Origin of the sequence: Hyphobacterium marinum (assembly GCF_036330325.1) — a bacterium.
GTDB classification, from domain to species: Bacteria; Pseudomonadota; Alphaproteobacteria; order Caulobacterales; family Maricaulaceae; genus Hyphobacterium; species Hyphobacterium marinum.
The window spans coordinates 1-683 of the sequence record NZ_JAZDRO010000014.1; the positions used below are offsets into that span (position 1 = coordinate 1).

At 63.3% G+C, this 683-nt stretch carries 1 protein-coding gene; it reads left to right on the forward strand.

From position 1 onward, the window contains the following. Positions 1 to 7: 7 nt before the first annotated feature. The coding region (locus tag V0U35_RS13955) for an outer membrane protein (RefSeq protein ID WP_330197387.1) at positions 8 to 683 on the forward strand (676 nt) is incomplete at its 3' end.

Below are 683 nucleotides of genomic sequence, written 5' to 3' on the forward strand. Positions count from 1 at the left end.
GGGAAAGATGAAGAAACGGCTTTTAATAGCCGCCGCAGCCGGAGCCTTTCTGACGGTACCGTCCGTCGCGCAGGCTGACGAGGGCTGGTATTTTGGTGCGGCTGTCGGTTACGGCGGTCCGGGTGATTCCGATGTCAGCGTGCAAGGCAGTGCCGCGCGCGAGATCAATGGCGAATCGGATTGGCGTCAGGCTCTTGCGCTGGGTTACGACTTTGCCGATGGCTGGCGCGTCGAGGCCGAGGCCGCGCACCGGTTCAACGACACCGGCGCGATCGGTGGTTTCGAGCAGAGCCAGAGCGATTTCCACATGTGGTCGCTCATGGTCAACCTGTTCTACGACTGGAATCCGGATGGCTGGTACCACCCGTATCTCGGTGGTGGTCTGGGCTTTGCCTCGGTTGACGGTTCGCTGCAGGCGCTGGACACGGGCACGGTTCTTCCCGGACCGGGCACGACCACGCCGAGCAACGCGGTCATCGCCAACGACCAGGACGTCAGCTTTGTCTGGCAATTCCTGGCCGGTGTTGGCTGGCATCTGAGCGACAACTGGATTTTCGACACCCAGTACCGCTATTTCTCGACGGGCGATCTGGCCTATCCGGGCTTCCAGGTGGATGCTCTGGGTGGTCACGAGGCCTGGCTGGGCCTGCGCTACGTGTTCAACGCGCCGCCGCCCCCGCCGC